Consider the following 16,679-nt stretch of genomic DNA (forward strand, 5'->3'; position numbering starts at 1 on the left):
AGTGGGTACTTCCGAGAATAGTGGCGCGCTTCGAGCATGGAGGGGTGGACGAACAACACACCCCATTCCCAGGACAGGACAACCCCGTCACCGTCATCGGGCTCGGCCCGATGGGCCAGGCCATGACGCGCACCCTCCTCGCCGCCGGCCACCCGGTCACCGTCTGGAACCGCACCGCCGGCCGAGCGGACGGAGTCGTCGCCGACGGAGCAACACGCGCGGCCACACCGGCCGAGGCGGTCGAAGCGAGCGATCTGGTGATCCTCAGCCTCACCGACTACCAGGCGATGTACGACATCCTGGGCAGCGTCTCCGGATCACTCGCCGGCCGGACGCTGGTCAACCTGAGCTCGGACACCCCCGACCGGACCCGCACGGCAAGCACCTGGGCAGCAGGCCACGGCGCCACCTTCCTCACCGGCGGTGTCATGGTCCCGGCGCCGATGATCGGCACGGAGGCGGCCTACGTCTACTACAGCGGCCCCGACGAGGCACTGGAACGTCACCGGGCGGCGTTGACACTGCTCGGCACACCGAAATATCTGGGCGAAGATCCGGGCCTCGCCCAGATGATGTACCAAGCTGCGCTCGCGGTGTTCCTCACCAGCCTGTCCGGACTGATGCACGCAACCGCGATGCTGGGCAGTGTCGGGATCAAGGCCCGGGAGGCCCTGCCGGAGTTGCTCTCCCTCGCTGACTCGATCGGCGCGATCATGAGAGCGGGCGAGGAAACTCCTGGCGCTGCGCTGGATGCCGGGGAGCATCCGGGCGACCTCAGCACCGTCACGATGATGGGCGCGACATCCGACCACATCGTCGACACCAGCGCATCACTCGGCCTCGACCTCGCTCTCCCGGAGGCCGTCCAGGCGCACTATCGGCGCGCGATCGAAGACGGACACGGTGGTGACCACTGGACCCGCATCATCGACGGCATACGCGACCCGCGCTGACCCGGCACGAGACAGATGCGATCAGCGCTCGGCCGCGCACGGCACGAAGCGCGCCCACGCGTCCGGGGCGAACGTGAGCCGGGGGCCTTCGACGTCCTTGGAGTCGCGGACGTGGACGGTGCCGGGGGTGACGGCGAGCTCAACGCAGGAGTTGCCGTCATTTCCGCCGCTGTAGCTGCTCTTGAACCACGCCAGTTCGGAAGCGTCCTCGGCGGTGGGTTTGCGGATCATGTTTCCCCCAGCAGTTGTCCGATGAAGGCCAGCGATCCCCGTGGCGAGAGCGCCTGAGCCCGGATCGTGCCATACCGCAGCTCAAGGATGCGCAGGTGTTTGGGTTCGGAGGTGGGCCGACCGTTGAACGCACCGTCGGAGCGTCCCACCGCCGTACCGTCCGGGAACTTCAGCAGTTCGATCCGACCGTCCAGGCCCGAGTGGGTGTCGCAGTTCATCGGCATCACCTGAAGCACGACGTTGTGCAACCGCCCTACCTCCAGCAGACGTTCGAGCTGCTGACGCCACGCCATTGTGCCCCCGATGGGACGCCGCAGGACCCCCTCTTCCAGGACGAAGCTGAGCGCCGGGGCCGGGTCGCGTTCAAAGACCGACTGTCGAGCCAAGCGAGCCGCCACCATGCGCTCCACGTCGTCCGGCGAGTACGGCGGCTGCGCTGCCCCGATCACGGCGCGTGCGTGCTCCGGCGTCTGCAACAGCCCAGCGATGATGTGGCACTCGTACAGAGCGATCTCGACCGCTTGGGCCTCCAACTTCCCCAGCTCCCGCACCCTCTTCGGATACCGGACCTTCTTCACGTCCTCCCACGTCGCCGCGATGAGCCCACCGGCCTTCAACACCTCGTCGGCCGTGTTCAGGTAGTCCTGCCGTGGGATCCGCTTCCCGCCCTCGATCTTGCGGACCATGCCCTCGCCGTACCCGACCGCCGACCCGAACTCGGCGGTCCGCATCCCCGCCGCCTCCCGCCGCAGCTTCAGCTGCCGCCCCACGGTGGTGATGACGGCCACGCCCCACTCGTCGTCCGGATCCACCTCCCAACCGGGCTCGTCCGCCTCGCTCTTGAGCCGACCTGCCTCTGTCTCGATCGTCACCGCATACCCCTCCCCCTCGGACCGGACAGACTCCGGACAGTCACATAATGTACGCACTGAGTTACTTTTCACAGTAAACGCGGATCGCCGCACTGAGTGACGCGATGCAGAGTGGGCTCGGATCGGGCCCCGGGATTTCCCGCTCCCCTACAGTCGATTCGTGGCCTTTGGAATGGTGTGCGCCCTGGGCGCGGCAGTCTGTTTCGGTACGGCGACCGTGTTGCAGGCGATGGCCGCGCGCCAGGCGGCGGGCACCGGTGGGGGCGGGGACGCGGCGCTGCTGCTGCGGGCGCTGCGGCAGTGGCGGTACCTGGCCGGGCTGGGGCTGGACGGGCTCGGGTTCCTGTTGCAGATCGCGGCGCTCCGGTCGATCCCGATCTATGCGGTCGGCGCGGCGTTGGCGTCGAGTCTGGCGGTGACCGCGGTGGTCGCGGCGCGGTTGCTGCGAGTGCGGCTGAGCGGGGTGGAGTGGGCTGCTGTGGCGGTGGTGTGCGCCGGGCTGGCGATGCTGGGGCTGGCCTCCGGGACGGAGGGCCATCGGGACGGCTCGATGGCGTTGAAGTACGCGATGGCGGCGACGGCCGTGGGGGTGCTGCTGCTGGGGACGGTCGGGGGCGGTTGCGGGGGCGGAGCCGGGCGCTGCTGCTGGGGCTGGGCGCCGGGTTCGGGTTCGGGGTGGTGGAGGTGGCGGTGCGGCTGATCGACGACCTGGCGCCGGCGGCCCTGTTCACCAACCCGGCCACCTATGCCCTGCTGCTCGGCGGGGGCGCCGCCTTTCTGCTGCTCACCTCGGCCCTGCAGCGCGGCTCGGTGACGACAGCGACCGCCGGGATGGTGATCGGGGAGACGATCGGCCCGGCAGCGGTGGGCGTGGTGTGGCTGGGCGACCGCACCCGCGAGGGCCTGACCTGGCTCGCGGTGCTGGGCTTCGCGCTGGCGGTGACGGCGGCCCTGGCCCTGGCCCGCTTCGGAGAGGCCCCCGTGACGGGGGCCGACACGGAGGACGCCTCAACGGAACGGGCCTAGGCGGAACGGGCCTGGGCGGAACGGGCCTGGCGGAACGGGCCTGGCGGAACGGGCCTGGGCGCAAGCGCCCTGAGCGGCGGCCTGAGCGGCGGCGAGTGCCACTTGAACTGCGGGCGCGTCCCCCGGGTCCCCCGGGCTAGGAGTGGCCCAGTTCCGCCGACGTCTCGTCCGCCGTCACCGGTACCGAGCCCGAGTCCGGAGACGGCCGCAGCGGGAAGTGGTCCACCCTCGTCTCGTCGATCACCGGCGGAGCCGGCCGCGGCGGCTTCGGCATGACCGCGGCCTCCGAGTGCCCCCCGCACCCGTACGACAAGGACACGACCCGCCCGTCCGCCGGAGAGAACTCGTTCGCGCACACGCCGAACGCCTGCCCCAGCGAACCACCGATGGGCGAGAGGAAGCCACAGCTCACACAGGACGCCGGCGCCGCCTGCGCCATGGCCGTCTTGGGACCGTACGTCTCCTCCCAGCGGTCGGCGGCGCTGTGCAGCCCGTACCGCGAGAGGATCCGGGCCCGGCGCATGCCGAGTTCCTCGGCGACCGCGGCGATCGAACCGCGCGTGGGCGCGATCGGCAGGTTCGCCGGCACCCCCGCGGTGACCTCCGCGTCCTCCGCCTCCACCAGCTCGGCCATGTCGTGGGACACCGCGGCGTTCGGCGCCGGTTCGTCCTCGCCGGAGAAACCGGGCTCCAGACGCAGATCCTCGGCGTCGGTGGGCAGCAGATCCCCCGGACCCATGTCACCGGGGCGCAGACGCTCGCTCCAGGGCACCCACTCGGGCGCGAGGAGGGCGTCGGGGCCGGGCAGCAGGACGACCTCGTCGAGCGTCACGATCTTCGCGCGCGACGCCCGTGCGACCGTCACCGCCCAGCGCCAGCCGCGATAGCCGAGCTCCTTGCACTCAAAGTAGTGCGTGGCAACACGGTCCCCCTCGGAGACGAGCCCCGCGTGCTCGCCGACGACACCGGGCGCGGCTGCCTCCTCGGCGGCGGCCCGGGCGAGGTCGACGGCCTCCGCGCACAGGCGGTCGGGGGTCCGGCTTCGCGTTGTCGCTGCGCTCACAGGTATCGCTTCTCTCCTACGCCGTCTCAACGTGCGCGGTCCCTTGGCGGGGGGCGCGGACGGAGCGGACCAGTGGGCCGCGTCGACGTCCGTGCGACCGCGCTCGGACGCACTTACGTCATCCATTCTGCGCTATGCGGAGGCACTGCGTGGCACCGGCTGTGCGGGAGGGCGCGGTGACCCTGCGAGGCGGGCGCCCTGGGGGCCTTTTTCCGGGGCTGCGCCCCGGGCCCCTTTATCCGAGGCAGCCCCGTGATGTCGTGTGAATCTGCGGGTTGGTTGTGGCTGGTCGCGCCCGCGCGGCGGAGCCGCATATGGGCACAACCCCGCGCCCCTTTTGGGGCTGCGCCCCCATGCCCCCGATCTGTCTGTGGCTGGTCGCGCCCACGCGGCGGAGCCGCATATCGGCACAACCCCGCGCCCCTTTATGGGGCTCCGCCCCAAACCCCCCATCAGCCCCAGCCCCACCATCCCGTGCGTCGACTGCTGGTCATCCGTGGTTGATCGCGCTCACGCGGCGGAGCCGCACAAGGTCACAGCCCCGCGCCCCTTCGGCGGGGTGCGACCCGCCGGAGGCCGTCCGGGCCGTTACCGCACTACCCGGCCCCGACTCGGGGCACTATGACGGAGTGGCAGCCGCGAGGTCGTTCCAGGGTGCTACCGAGATCGGTGGGGCCAAGGTGAACAAGGGGAGCAGCCGGAGTGGCGGATCGGGCCGGGTGACCGGAGCCGTCCGTTCCGTCGGGCGTGCCCTGCACTTCCCCGTGACCGGGGCGGCACGGGGGATCAGGAAGGTCACGCACGCGCAGGGGGCCGGGGAGTCCGGGCTCGGGAAGCTGATCGAGCTGCACGCGGTCAACGGCGCCGGGGACGTCATGATCACCGTGGCGCTGGCGTCCACGGTGTTCTTCTCCGTGCCCACCGACGAGGCCCGGGGCCGCGTCGCGCTCTACCTCGCCATCACCATGGCCCCGTTCGCCCTGCTCGCCCCCGTCATCGGCCCCCTCCTCGACCGGCTCCCCCACGGCCGCCGCGCCGCCATGGCCGGGGCCATGCTCGCCCGCGCCCTGCTCGCGCTGCTGCTGTCCGGTGCCGTTGTCACGGGAAGTCTGGAGCTGTATCCGGCCGCCCTGGCCGTGCTGGTCGCGTCCAAGGCCTACGGGGTCGTCAGGAGTGCCGTCGTACCGCGGCTGCTGCCGCCCCGGTTCTCGCTCGTGAAGGCCAACTCGCGCGTCACGCTCGGCGGGCTGCTCGCCACCGGGGTGGCCGCGCCGATCGCGGCGGGGCTGCACTCCCTCGGGCCCCGGTGGCCGCTCTACGGCGCTTTCGTGATCTTCGTCGTCGGTACGTTTCTGTCCTTCTCGCTGCCCCCCAAGGTCGACTCGGCCAAGGGCGAGGCCACGGCGCTGCTCGCGGCGGACGCCGAGCACCTGCACGGGCCGCGCCGCGACAGGGCGCTGAAGCGGCCGGGTCTGCGGACCGTCGGGGTCGCCGTCACCCACGGCCTCGGCGCCAACGCCTCGCTGCGCTGTCTCTCCGGATTCCTGATCTTCTTCCTGGCGTTCCTGCTGCGGGTGCATCCGATCGCCGGGCAGAGCGCCGCTGTCTCGCTCGCGATAGTGGGGGTCGCGGCGGGAACCGGCAACGCGCTGGGTACGGCCGTGGGGGCGTGGCTGAAGGCCCGCGCGCCCGAGATCATCATCGTGACCGTCGTCGCCTTCGCGCTGGGCATCGCGATCACGGCGGCCGCCCTCTTCGGGGCCGTCATGGTGGCCCTGTTGGCCGCCGTCGCCGGGTTCGCGCAGGCCCTCGCCAAGCTGTCGCTGGACGCGCTGATCCAGCGGGACGTCCCCGAGCTCGTCCGCACGTCCGCGTTCGCGCGCTCCGAGACGCTGCTCCAGATGTCCTGGGTCCTGGGCGGCGCCATCGCCATGGCCCTCCCCCTGAACGGGGTCCTCGGCCTCTCCGTGGCCGCCGGGATCGTGTGCACCGGATGGATCACGACCGTGCGCGGACTGCTCTCCTCCGCCCGGCACGGGGGCGCGCCCCGAGCGCGGGTGGCCTGAGGACCGTTCGACATACGGGGCGGACGGTCCGGCATACGGGGCGGGCCGTCCGGCATACGGGGCGGGCCGTCCGGCGTGCGGGCCGGACCGTTCGGCATACCGCGGACCGTCCGGCATGCCGCATACCCCTCATGGAAAGGCCCCTGGACATGCCAGATAGCCTTCGGCCATGACCTCCCTGCGTTCCGAAGCCCGCCGACGTCGCGCCGTCGCCACCCTCGGCGCCGTGTCCGCCGGCCTTCTCGTCCTGTCCGCCTGCGAGAAGCCGACCCCGATGGCCACCGTCACGGTCGGCACGAACTCGGTGAGCTCCGAGACGGACTGCTACAACGACGGCAAGGCCGTCCCCACCGCCGAGCTCGCGAAGTGCCTGAAGAGCAAGGACATCAAGTCCATCAAGGTCGACCCGGACGAGACGGTCCGCTTCGGCGTCGACCCGAACATCGCGGACAAGGGCTGGACGATCCTCATGAACGGTCAGCCGCTGACCGACACCAGCACGAAGACGTACCGCACGGTCCCGGGCAGCGTGTTCTTCAACGCCCAGTACGGCGCCCAGGGCAACACCACGGTCGTCTCCATCCAGCAGGGCGAGACCAACGTCACCGGGCTGTGGTCCTTCAAGCTCACGAAGGACGCCTGATCACTGCCCCTGGGCCGCGCGTGCTCGTGGCCACAGCGGTCCCGGCCGAGAGGGACGCGGTGGCCAGGGCGTTCGGGACTCAGGCCCATGAGGTGCCGCTTCCCGGCGTGACGCTGCACCGCGTCGGCGACCGGTACGACCTCCTCGCCGCCGGCGTCGGTCCCGCCCTGGCCGCCGCCTCCACCGCCACCGCGCTCACCGCGGCGGCCCTGCGCGGCACGCCCTACGGCCTCGTCGTCTCCGCCGGTATCGCGGGCGGTTTCCCGCCGGACGCGCCCCTCGGCTCCCTCGTCGTCGCCGACACCGTCACGGCCGCCGATCTGGGCGCCGAGACGCCCGACGGCTTCCTCCCCGTCACCGAACTGGGCTTCGGCACCGTCCACCACCGTCCGCCGGAATCACTCGTACGAGAGGCCGCGGCCGCCACCGGAGCACGCGTCGGAACGGTACTGACCGTGTCGACGGTGACCGGCAGCGCCGAGCGCGCGGCCGAGCTCCGCGCCCGCCACCCCCGCGCCCTCGCCGAGGCCATGGAGGGCTTCGGGGTCGCCGAGGCCGCCGCGGCGCACGGTACGCCCGTACTGGAGCTGCGGGCCGTCTCCAACCCCGTCGGCCCCCGCGACCGGGCCGCCTGGCGCATCGGGGACGCCCTGGCCGCGCTCACCGAGGGCTTCGGGAAGCTCGCGCCCGTACTGGAGAGTTGGACTTCACATGACCGCGCTGAATGAGCCCCGTGAGCCACGTGAGCCACGTGAGCCACGCGAACCTGGCCCTCTGAACATCGCCTACTCGCCCTGCCCGAACGACACCTTCGTCTTCGACGCCTGGGCCCACGGCCGTGTGCCGGGCGCACCAGCGCTCGACGTGACGTTCGCGGACATCGACATCACCAACGGCATGGCCGAGCGCGGCGAGTTCGACGTGCTGAAGGTGTCGTACGCGGTGCTGCCGTACGTTCTCGACGAGTGGGCGCTGCTGCCGTGCGGAGGCGCGCTCGGCCGGGGCTGTGGGCCGCTCGTGCTCACCAGGGAGCCGGGCGTCGAACTCGCCGGCCGTACCGTCGCCGTACCGAGCGAGAAGTCGACGGCGTATCTCCTGTTCCGCCTGTGGGCCGCGGACACGGTGCCCGGTGGGGTCGGGAAGATCGTGGTCATGCCGTTCCACGAGATCATGCCGGCCGTGCGGGACGGGAAGGTCGACGCGGGGCTCGTCATCCACGAGGCGCGCTTCACGTACCAGAACTACGGGCTGCACAAGCTCGCCGACATGGGCGAGCACTGGGAACGCACGACCGGGCTGCCGATCCCCCTGGGCGCGATCATCGCCAAGCGCTCCCTGGGCACCCGGACGCTGCACCTGCTCGCCGAGACGCTCCGTACGTCCGTACGCGCCGCCTGGGACGACCCGGAGGCCTCCCGCCCGTACGTCCTGGAACACGCCCAGGAGATGGACCCGGCGGTCGCCGACCAGCACATCGGGCTGTACGTCAACGAGTTCACGGCCGACCTCGGCGAGGACGGCTACGCGGCCGTTCGGGGACTGCTGACGCGCGCGGCGGCGGAAGGGCTGGTGCCGGCGCTCGGGCCCGGCGCCCTGGACTTTCCCTGATCACGCCCACGGAAATCCGTCGGCGGCAGGGCGGACGCGCGGCGGCCGAGGGGCCGGCTTCCGCCCCTCGGCCCGCAGGTGCTCGCTTTCCCGTAAGCGGGTCGGACGTCGACGTCCGATTCCCGAAAAGGGGCTCAGACGTCCAGCTGGTCCGCGACCGCGCGCAGCAGACCCGCGATCTTCTTCCCGGAGGTCTTCTCGGGGTAACGGCCCTTCTCCAGCATCGGTGTGATGTTCTCAAGAAGGGTCGTCAGATCCTGGACGATGGAGGCCAGTTCGTCGGGCTTCTTGCGCTGGGCGGCCGCGACCGAGGGCGTCGGATCCAGGATGGTCACCGAAAGCGCCTGGTCACCGCGCTGGCCCGCGACGACGCCGAACTCCACTCGCTGGCCCGGCTTGAGAGCATCGACTCCGGCGGGCAGAACCGAGGAATGGACGAAGACATCGCCGCCGTCGTCGCGGGAGAGAAAGCCGAAGCCCTTCTCGCTGTTGAACCACTTGACCTTGCCGGTAGGCACGTCTGTCCTCGTCCTCGTTGCTCGTCGGAAACTGCGTCGGAAAAGTGTGCTCGGTGTGTTCCGGGCGTGTTCTGGGTGTGCGGAAACTGCTCTGTATAGCACTACAGCGGGTCGTGGGGACCCGCCGGTACCAAGGCTAATGCTCGGGGGCCCGGTGACAAGACGTCACCCGGCTGTTCCCTTGCGCTGGGAACTACCCTGGTCCGGTGCGTGACAAAACCCAAACGAATTCCGCCGAACCCGGCGACCGGCTGATCCGTGCCGGTTCCGTCGTGTTCTTCCTCGGTGCCGTGGCCACACTCGTCACCCTGGCCCCACTGTTCCTGGGAACGACGCCTTTCCCGACGTACATGTTCGGGCTGAGCATGCTCATGGGCGTCGGATTCCTGATCGCCGGGGCGGGCGTCCTGAAGTCGATCGCGGCGGGCCGCCGCCGGGCCCGCCGCGTGGGCGGCACCGGCGGCTCGGGCAGCACGGGCGCCGCGGGCAGCTCGGGCGAACGTCAGGCCGCCGCCTCGCGGTAGCTCGCCAGCCAGGCCGGGAACGCGGTCAGGTCCGGCAGGACGGCGTCCGCGCCCGCCGCGCTCAGCGCCTCCGCGTCGAACGGTCCGGTGGCCACGGCGAGGGAGTACGCCTCGGCCGCGCGCGCTCCGCGTATGTCTCCGGTGTGGTCGCCGACGTACACGGCCGCGTCGTACTCGCGCAGCGCCAGGGCCTTCTGCTCGGCCCACAGGTCACCGATCACGGCGTCCGGCTCGATACCGAGGTGTTCCAGGTGGAGCTTGGCGTTCGGCTCGTACTTGGCGGTGACGACGATCGCCCGGCCGCCCGCGTCCTGGACGGCCCGGATCGCCTCGCGGGCGCCGGGCAGCGCGGGCGTCGCCGCGATGGCGACTGTGGGGTACATCTCACGGTAGAGATCTCCCATGGGGGCGAGTTGATCGGCCGGGAACCAGTTCGCCAGCTCCTCCGCCAGCGGCGGCCCGAGCCGGGTGATCGCCAGGTCGGCGTCGATGTACGTGCCCGTGCGGGCGGAGAGTGCCTGGTAGCAGGCGTGGATGCCGGGGCGCGAGTCGATCAGGGTCATGTCGAGGTCGAAGCCGATGGTCAGCGCGGGAGAGGTCGTAAAGGCCATATGGGCCATTGTGCCCAGCCCGGGTGACGCCGATCCCCGGCCCACACCCGAGGCAGTGGGGGGACGCACACCCCCGCACGGCCTCCGCACACCCCCGCACCGGCTCCGCGCACCCCACCCATAGACTCAGGCCAGCCTTGCCTTCCCTCACTGCCTTCCCTCACCCCGGAGCCCGCCCATGCCCGCCGCCCGACGCGTCCTCGTGATGACGGCGGCCGTCGTCGCGCTGGGCCTCGCGGTGCTGCTGAGCCTCGCGGTCGGTGCCCGCGCGCTGGCTCCCTCGGCGGTGCTCGACGCGCTGCTGCACGGCGGGGACAGCGCCGCCGCCGACGTCGTACGGAGCCTGCGGCTGCCCCGTACCCTCGTCGGGCTCATGGTCGGGGCGGGGCTCGCGCTGGCCGGAGCGGCCCTTCAGGGCATCACACGGAACCCCATCGCCGACCCCGGAATCCTCGGTGTCAGCCAGGGCGCCGCGGTCGGTGTGGTGCTGGCCATCGCGTTCGCGGGGGTGCACACGCTCACCGGTTACGTCTGGTTCGCGTTCGCGGGCGCGGGGATCGCCTCGGTCGTGGTGTTCGCGATCGCGTCGAGCGGGCGGGGCGGCGCGACCCCGGTGAAGCTGGCCCTGGGCGGAGCGGCGGTCAACGCGCTGCTGGTGTCCGTGACCTCGGCGGTGCTGACCACCCGGGCGTCGGCGCTGGACGAGTTCCGGTTCTGGCAGGTGGGTTCGCTGGCCGGGCGGGACGCGGAGCTCGCGGCGCAGGTGTGGCCGTTCCTGCTGCCGGGGGCCCTGCTCGTGCTGTCCGTGGCCCGCGGGCTCGACGCACTCGCGCTGGGCGACGACGTGGCGCGGGGGCTCGGGCACCGGGTCGCGACCGTACGGGTCGTGGCCGGGCTCGGCGCCACCGTCCTGACCGGTGTGGGCGTGGCCGCCGCCGGCCCGCTCGCGTTCGTCGGCCTCGCCGTCCCGCACCTGGCCCGCGCCCTCGTCGGCCAGGCCCACCGCTGGATCCTGCCCCTGTCGGCACTGCTCGGGCCGACGATGCTGCTCCTCTCGGACACGATCGGGCGGGTGCTGTTCCCGCCGGCGGAGGTACCGGCGGGTGTGATGACCGCGCTGATCGGGGTGCCGTTCCTGGTGTTCCTGGTGCGCGGCAGGGCGGTGGCCGCGTGAGCGTCCTGGACTCGGCCGGATACACGGCCGTACGGGCAGGCCGGATGTCCGTCCTCCTGCACCGCAGGGCCACGGTGGTGGCCCTGACACTGACCGCGCTGCTCGCGGTGACGAGCCTGGCGTACCTGTGCGTGGGCGAGCGGTTCGTACCCCCGGGAGAGGTTCTGAAAGTCCTCACCGGCGAGCCTTCCTCTGCCAAGCTGGTCGTGGGCACGCTGCGGGAGCCGCGACTGGCGGTGGGCCTCCTGGTCGGGGCCGCGTTCGGCGTGGCGGGTGGCCTGATCCAGACGGTCGCCCGGAACCCTCTCGCCAGCCCCGACGTCATCGGGATCAGTCAGGGCGCGGGCGCGGTGACGGTCGCGGCGATGACGTTCGGAGTGACGTCGTACACGGTCCTGCCGTATCTGTCGGTGGCGGGCGGTCTGCTGGCGGCCGTACTCGTGTACGTGCTGGCCTGGCGCGGCGGCCTGCAGGCGACCAGGTTCGTCCTGATCGGCATCGGCTGCGCGATCGCACTGCGCTCCGTCACGACCCTGCTGATGACCAAGGGCGACTACCTGGTGGCCCAGCAGGCACAGATCTGGATGACGGGCTCGCTGAACGGCCGTGGCTGGGCCGAGGCGGGGCCCCTCGGCTGGGCGCTTCTCCTCCTGCTGCCCGCCGTGGTGTGGGCGGCCCGGGCGCAGCGGACGGCCGGCCTGGACGACGACACGGCGGTCGCGCTGGGCGTACGTCTCGGGCGGGTACGGCTCGGTCTGGTGGCCCTGGGCGTGGTGCTGGCCTCCATGGCGACGGGAGCGGCCGGCCCGGTGGACTTCGTCGCCCTGCTGGCCCCCCAGATCGCCCGCCGGCTGACGCGCACGCCCCAGATCCCCCTCGTCTGCTCGGCGCTGCTGGGAGCCTTCATCGTGGTCCTGGCGGACCTGCTGGCCCGCCGCCTCTTCTCCCCCACGGAACTGCCGGTGGGAGTGCTGACGGCGGCGGTCGGGGCGCCGTACCTGATCTGGCTGATCATCCGCAGCCGTACGGTGCGCACGGCGGGAGGCGGGGCGTGACCGGGCCGGAGCTCCACCGGCCCTACCGCGGGCGCTGGGAACGCCAGAGCAGGTAGAGGGCGGAGGCGACGGCCGCGGCGCGCAGGACCCAGGGCCAGGTCTCGGTGACCGCGTCGTTCATGTGCCCCTCGGCGATGGGGTCGCCCCACCTGCCGTCCGTACGCCCCCACAGCCAGACGACCCAGGCGGCGGCGACCGTTCCGGGGACGCCCAGGACGGCCCACTTGGACTCGTTCTGGGTGAGACGGCGGGACAGATAGGCGATCAGCCAGCCGAGGGCGAGAGGTACGAGACTGCCCATGACGGCGCCCGCGACGAGCAGTGCGGCGGCGAGGAGGAGCAGCGGGTTGTTCCAGCCACCACCAGGACGACCACCGGGACGACCGGGACGCAGCCGGGGAAGGACACGCCGACGGGTACGCCCGCCGCCGGTTTCGCCCCCGGATCCCCCTTTCTCCTCTGCACTGTTCTCCTCGGCCGTCTTCTCCAGACCGACCGCGCCGTCCTTGCCGTCCTTCTTCTCGGACCCATCGGACTCCGGCGACTTCGGCGACTTCTCCGGAGGGGGCTTCAGCAGCTCGGGGATCTCCACACCGCCGACGAACCCGGGCACGCTCTCGCCGAAATCGAAGTTGCTCCCGTGCAGACCGCCCTGCGGGCGGGCCAGGGGATGGTCGTCCACCCGCCACCAGTCGGCCTGTCCGGCGCTGTCGCCGAGCTCGTCGAGTCCGGCGAGGTGCGGCGGGGTGGGCCCGGCGTCCCGGGCCTGCGCCGGCGGAGGCTCGGCGGGACGCGGCCGGGGCACGACCCTGCGCAGCCCCTTGGGCCGGTCCTCCGCTTCGCTCTCCCGCTGTACGGGTACGGCGGGACGGTGCTCCACCGGCCCCGCCGCCCCGCTGTCCTGGCCACCCGCGGCGGCCACGACCTCGTCCGGGGTACCGAGACGCGCGAGGATGCGGCGCACCGCGGCCGGACTGTCCACCGGCGTCTTCGCCCGGCGCTGGTCGATCTCGTTCCGCAACTCCGCCACGAGCCGCATCCGGGCCGATGACGGCAACTGCCGCTGCTGGGCCAGGTCACCGACCCGGCTCAGATACTCGAAGACGACCTGGTCACTCTCAATCCCCACGAAGTCCCCTCCGGGGCGCGTGCGTTACGGAAGCGGCACCGCAGACGTTACCGCGCCCCTGATGATGGGGCGCAGCCCCACCAGGGTCGCGGGGCTGTGCCGACACATGCGGCCCCGCCGCGCGGGCACGACCAGCCACAGACAGATCGGGGGCGTGGGGGCGCAGCCCTCAAAAGGGGCGCGGGGCTGTGCCCATATGCGGCTCCGCCGCGCGGGCGCGACCAGCCACAGACGGCCCGCAGATTCACACGACATCATGGGGCTGCCGCTGATAAGAGGGCCTGGGGCGCAGCCCCAAAGAGACGGCGCCCCGACGCAACGGCACCCTCACAACCCACGGCACCCGAAGCGCACCCGGTACCGTGAAACGGATGAGCACCGAGGAGCAACCGGACCGCACCCCCGAGGGCGCCCCCCGTTCCCTGGCGGAAGCCCTCCGCACGAGGGACGACCACTCCCTGTCCGCACTCCTCCGCTCCCGCCCCGACCTCATCACCCCCGTCCCCACGGACCTCACCCAACTCGCCACCCGAGCCGGCACCCGAGCCTCGGTCGTCCGCGCCCTGGAACGCCTGGACCACTTCGCCCTGCAGACCGCCCAGGCCCTGGCCGTGGCCCCCGACCCGGCACCGTACGACGCGCTCCTCGGCCTCATGGCGGGCGACACCCCCGACGAGGCGGTCACCGCGGCCCTCCCCCGCGCCCTCGGCACACTCCGCGAGCAGGCCCTGATCTGGGGCCCCGACGACTGCCTGCGCCTGGTCCGCACCGCCCGCGAACTGCTCGCCCCCTCCCCGCAGCACCCGTCCCCCACCGGCCTCGGCCCGACCGTCGCCGAAGCGACCGCCGGCATGTCACCGGGCCGCGTCCAGGAGATCCTCACCACGGCCGGTCTCCCCAGCACGCATGACTCGGTCTCGGCCATGGCGTCCCTCAGCGCCCTCTTCACCGACCGCACCCGCATGACCGCGCTCCTCTCGGCCGCCCCCGCCGAGTCGCTGGACGTGCTCACCCGACTGGTCTGGGGCCCGCCCTACGGCCAGGTCACCGCGCACCCGGCACCCCATCTGCGCTGGCTGCTGGACCGCGGCCTGCTGCTGCCGACGGCGCCCGGCACGGTCGTCCTGCCCCGCGAGGTCGCCCTGCACCTGCGGGACGGCCGGGCGCACCGGGAGACGGAACCCCTGGCCCCGCCCATGGAGGCCGCCGCCACCCACCGTCCACAGGCTGTGGACGCCGCGGCGGCCGGGCAGGCGTACACGGCGCTCATGACCGTCGAGGAGCTCCTGAAGGACTGGGACGAGGGCGGTCCGGCCGTGCTGCGGGCCGGCGGCCTGAGCGTGCGGGACCTGAAGCGGACCGCGGCGGCCCTGGACGTGCCCGAGCCGATCGCCGCCTTCTGGGCCGAACTCGCCTACACGGCGGGCCTGCTGGCGTCCGACGGCGAGGCGGACGAGCGGTACGCCGCCACTCCCGCGTACGACGAGTGGCTGGAGCTGCCCATCGCCGAGCGCTGGACCCGCCTGGCCACGGCGTGGCTGACGGCGACCCGTACGGCGGGCCTGGTCGGGGGTCGGGACGCGAAGGACCGTATGTTGTCCGCGCTGGGCCCGGGCCTGGACCGGTCGGCCGCGCCGGAGGTCCGCTACCGGGTGCTCGCCCTGCTGGCGGGTCTCCCCGAGGGCACGTCGCCCACGGCCGACTCGGTACTGGCCCGCCTGCGCTGGGAACGCCCCCTACGCGGCCCGCAGTCTCCCCAGTACCCCCAGACCTCACCCACCACGCAGAGCCCCCAGAACACCCCAGGCACCCGCGCCCCAGGCACCCCAGGTGTCCAAGGTGCCCAGCGCGCCCAGAACACGCACAGCCCCGCGGACGACCTGCGCTCCCGCCTCGCCCAGTGGGCACTGTCCGAGGCGGAGATGATGGGCGTCACGGGCCGCGGCGCCCTGTCCTCGCACGGCCGGGCACTGCTCGGCCTGCCCACGGGAACCCCAGCGGACAAGGCCGACCTGCCCGCGGAACCCGGCGACAAGCTCCCGGCGCACCACCAGCACACGCCCGCAGTCCCCTTGGAGCCCCTCGGCGCGGCCGAGCAGGCCGCGGCCGCCCTCCACGCCGCCCGCCTCCTCACCCCGCTGCTCCCCGAACCGCTGGACCACGTCCTCCTCCAGGCGGACCTGACGGCGGTGGCGCCCGGCCCGCTGCAACGCCCGCTGGCCGACACGCTCGACGTGCTGGCGGACGTGGAGTCGAAGGGCGGGGCCACCGTCTACCGCTTCACGCCGGCCTCGGTGCGCCGAGCCCTGGACGCGGGCCGCTCGGCCTCCGACCTTCAGGCGTTCCTGACGGCCCACTCCCGCACCCCGGTCCCGCAGCCGCTCGCGTACCTGATCGACGACGTGGCCCGCAAACACGGCCACCTCCGCGTCGGCGCGGCCTCCGCCTACGTCCGCTGCGACGACGACACGATCCTGGGCGAGATCCTCGCCGACAAACGCTCCGCGCCCCTCCGTCTGCGCCGTCTGGCCCCCACCGTGCTGGCCGCCCAGACGGACCCGGCCGCCCTCCTGGACGGCCTGCGCTCCCTGGGCTACGCCCCGGCCGCCGAGTCCGCCGAGGGCGACGTCCTGATCACCCGCGCCCACGCCCACCGCACCCCGCCGCGCACGGCTCCGGAACCGGTCCCGGAGGGTCCCCCGTCCCCGGACGACACCCTCCTCACGGCCGCCCTCCGCGCCATCCGCGCGGGCGACCGCGCCTCCACCGCTCCCCGCAGGGCGACGGCCCCCGCCCCGGGCGGCTCCCTCCCCGCACCAGCTCCGCCGAGACCCTCGCCACCATGCAGGCCGCCGTCCTCACCGGCGAGGCCCTCTGGATCGGCTACGTCAACGCCGAGGGCAGCGCCAGCCAGCGGGTCATCGCCCCCATCCGCGTCGAGGGCGGCTTCGTCACGGCGTACGACCACACGGCGGACGACGTCCGTACGTATCCGCTGCACCGGGTGACCGGGGTGGCGGAGCTGGCCGACGACGCGCGATAGGCCGGCTCGACGGGCGCGCGTCCTCCGTCCGGGCGTACGCACCGCTGCATGCGCGCCACGCCGCGCGGTTCCCCCGCACGACGGACGTTCCGGAGCACCACGCATCGTGGCGCGAGCCGCCGGGCACCCACTCCTCGGAATTCCGCCTGGCACTCCGCCCGGC

The 16,679-nt window shown here is 72.7% G+C and carries 14 protein-coding genes and 2 pseudogenes; 10 read left to right on the top strand and 6 right to left on the bottom strand.

Annotated features, from left to right (window positions below):
* Positions 1-44: 44 nt before the first annotated feature.
* A complete protein-coding gene (locus tag E0500_RS06495; RefSeq protein ID WP_131569321.1) occupies positions 45-953 on the top strand; it encodes an NAD(P)-binding domain-containing protein in 909 nt (302 codons plus the stop codon).
* A 21-nt stretch (positions 954-974) separates the two neighbouring features.
* Here the strand turns inward: E0500_RS06495 and E0500_RS06500 are convergent, their stop codons facing one another.
* Both E0500_RS06500 and E0500_RS06505 read right to left on the bottom strand, forming a co-directional pair.
* Entirely contained in the window at positions 975-1,184 is a 210-nt protein-coding gene (locus E0500_RS06500) for a DUF397 domain-containing protein (RefSeq protein WP_131569323.1), read from the bottom strand.
* Positions 1,181-2,056, bottom strand: coding sequence for a helix-turn-helix transcriptional regulator (locus E0500_RS06505; protein ID WP_131569325.1), 876 nt, complete (start codon positions 2,054-2,056; stop codon positions 1,181-1,183). The genes E0500_RS06500 and E0500_RS06505 overlap by 4 nt, the downstream gene beginning before the upstream one ends.
* A gap of 172 nt (positions 2,057-2,228) precedes the next feature.
* On the opposite strand from E0500_RS06505, the pseudogene E0500_RS06510 reads away from it, so the two are divergent.
* A pseudogene (locus E0500_RS06510) lies at positions 2,229-3,082 on the top strand (DMT family transporter).
* A gap of 136 nt (positions 3,083-3,218) precedes the next feature.
* Here E0500_RS06510 and E0500_RS06515 read toward each other — a convergent pair.
* Positions 3,219-4,145: a DUF3027 domain-containing protein gene (locus E0500_RS06515; RefSeq protein WP_131569327.1), complete on the bottom strand. Its 927-nt coding sequence runs from the start codon at positions 4,143-4,145 to the stop codon at positions 3,219-3,221.
* A gap of 629 nt (positions 4,146-4,774) precedes the next feature.
* On the opposite strand from E0500_RS06515, the gene E0500_RS06520 reads away from it, so the two are divergent.
* The 4 genes from E0500_RS06520 (at position 4,775) to E0500_RS06535 (ending at position 8,462) form a co-directional block, all read left to right on the top strand.
* Complete coding sequence (locus E0500_RS06520; RefSeq protein ID WP_131570414.1) at positions 4,775-6,211, top strand: MFS transporter; 1,437 nt, start codon at positions 4,775-4,777, stop codon at positions 6,209-6,211.
* A gap of 169 nt (positions 6,212-6,380) precedes the next feature.
* Positions 6,381-6,854: a DUF2771 domain-containing protein gene (locus E0500_RS06525; RefSeq protein WP_131570412.1), complete on the top strand. Its 474-nt coding sequence runs from the start codon at positions 6,381-6,383 to the stop codon at positions 6,852-6,854.
* A complete protein-coding gene (locus E0500_RS06530) occupies positions 6,824-7,582 on the top strand; it encodes a futalosine hydrolase (protein ID WP_131570410.1) in 759 nt (252 codons plus the stop codon). The genes E0500_RS06525 and E0500_RS06530 overlap by 31 nt, the downstream gene beginning before the upstream one ends.
* Positions 7,566-8,462 (top strand): 1,4-dihydroxy-6-naphthoate synthase, encoded by an 897-nt coding sequence (locus E0500_RS06535; RefSeq protein WP_258572645.1) that lies wholly within the window; start codon positions 7,566-7,568, stop codon positions 8,460-8,462. The genes E0500_RS06530 and E0500_RS06535 overlap by 17 nt, the downstream gene beginning before the upstream one ends.
* A gap of 134 nt (positions 8,463-8,596) precedes the next feature.
* On the opposite strand, the gene E0500_RS44875 is transcribed toward E0500_RS06535, so the two are convergent.
* On the bottom strand, positions 8,597-8,980 hold the full coding sequence (locus tag E0500_RS44875) for a cold-shock protein (protein ID WP_131570408.1): 384 nt from the start codon (positions 8,978-8,980) through the stop codon (positions 8,597-8,599).
* Positions 8,981-9,186: 206 nt separating this feature from the next.
* Between E0500_RS44875 and E0500_RS06545 the strand changes: the two genes are divergently transcribed.
* Positions 9,187-9,504, top strand: a complete 318-nt coding sequence (locus E0500_RS06545) for a hypothetical protein (RefSeq protein ID WP_309504978.1) — start codon at positions 9,187-9,189, stop codon at positions 9,502-9,504.
* On the opposite strand, the gene E0500_RS06550 is transcribed toward E0500_RS06545, so the two are convergent.
* Positions 9,483-10,115, bottom strand: a complete 633-nt coding sequence (locus E0500_RS06550; protein WP_131570406.1) for an HAD family hydrolase — start codon at positions 10,113-10,115, stop codon at positions 9,483-9,485. The two genes, E0500_RS06545 and E0500_RS06550, sit on opposite strands and share 22 nt — an antisense overlap.
* 178 nt (positions 10,116-10,293) lie before the next feature.
* On the opposite strand from E0500_RS06550, the gene E0500_RS06555 reads away from it, so the two are divergent.
* Both E0500_RS06555 and E0500_RS06560 read left to right on the top strand, forming a co-directional pair.
* Complete coding sequence (locus E0500_RS06555; RefSeq protein WP_131570404.1) at positions 10,294-11,289, top strand: iron ABC transporter permease; 996 nt, start codon at positions 10,294-10,296, stop codon at positions 11,287-11,289.
* A gap of 44 nt (positions 11,290-11,333) precedes the next feature.
* Positions 11,334-12,344 carry an iron chelate uptake ABC transporter family permease subunit gene (locus tag E0500_RS06560; RefSeq protein ID WP_131570416.1) on the top strand — a complete coding sequence of 337 codons (1,011 nt, stop codon included), beginning with the start codon at positions 11,334-11,336 and terminating at the stop codon, positions 12,342-12,344.
* Between the two features lie 22 nt (positions 12,345-12,366).
* On the opposite strand, the gene E0500_RS06565 is transcribed toward E0500_RS06560, so the two are convergent.
* Positions 12,367-13,473, bottom strand: a complete 1,107-nt coding sequence (locus tag E0500_RS06565) for a hypothetical protein (protein ID WP_131570402.1) — start codon at positions 13,471-13,473, stop codon at positions 12,367-12,369.
* Positions 13,474-13,844: 371 nt separating this feature from the next.
* On the opposite strand from E0500_RS06565, the pseudogene E0500_RS06570 reads away from it, so the two are divergent.
* A pseudogene (locus E0500_RS06570) lies at positions 13,845-16,516 on the top strand (helicase-associated domain-containing protein).
* Positions 16,517-16,679: the final 163 nt, after the last annotated feature.

Origin of the sequence: Streptomyces sp. KM273126 (genome assembly GCF_004337435.2) — a bacterium.
GTDB classification, from domain to species: domain Bacteria; phylum Actinomycetota; class Actinomycetes; order Streptomycetales; family Streptomycetaceae; genus Streptomyces; species Streptomyces acidicola.